General features: G+C 67.5%; 1 pseudogene. It reads right to left on the bottom strand.

Annotation, left to right across the window (positions count from 1 at the left end):
• A pseudogene (locus tag ACSDR0_RS51010) lies at positions 1 to 676 on the bottom strand (IS5 family transposase); the annotation flags it as partial.

Here is a 676-nt window from a genome sequence, read left to right as displayed (position 1 = left end):
AAGGCTTCGGATCCACAAGATGGCTCCGCGTAGATGAAGGCCCGCGAGGTAGCTTTCGGGGGTCTTGTCGAAGCGGAAGGCCGGCCCGCGCCACTCCTTGATCCGGTTGATGCACCGTTCGGCCGTGTTGCGCTGCTTGTAGAGCTCTCGATCATGGTTGACCGGGCGGCCGCCGCGAGAACCGCGTTTCCTGCGGTTGGCCGCCTGGTCGGCCTTTTCCGGGATGACGGCCTGGATGTGGCGTCGGCGCAGATAGATGCGGTTGGCGCGGGAAGAGTAGGCCTTGTCGGCGGCCACCGCGCCCGGGCGGGTGCGCGGTCGACCGATGGGCAGGCGCATCGTGATACGAGCCAGGACGGTGCGAAACTGTGGGCTGTCTCCGGCTTGGCCTGGGGTCAAAATGAAGGACAGTGGACGGCATCGCCGATCGGCGGACAGGTGGACCTTGCTGGTCAGCCCGCCCCGGGAGCGGCCCAGCCCGGCTGCCGTCAGCCGTATTCGGCGCCGCCGTCGTAACCGCCGACGTTCGTCTTCGCGTTCGCCGTCGCCGTCGTGGGGGTTTTGCCCCTTTGGCGTAGCCCCTTTTCCTGTTCGGCGGCCTTCTCCAACGCCTCCAGCAACTCAGGGTCCATGACCATCCCGGCGGCGTGGTGGTGGGCGCGGACCGTGGTGGAGT

Source organism: Streptosporangium sp. G11 (genome assembly GCF_051192615.1).
Taxonomy (GTDB): domain Bacteria; phylum Actinomycetota; class Actinomycetes; order Streptosporangiales; family Streptosporangiaceae; genus Streptosporangium.
The sequence above is the reverse complement of the archived record's forward strand: the minus strand, read 5'-3'. Positions and strand labels throughout refer to the sequence as shown.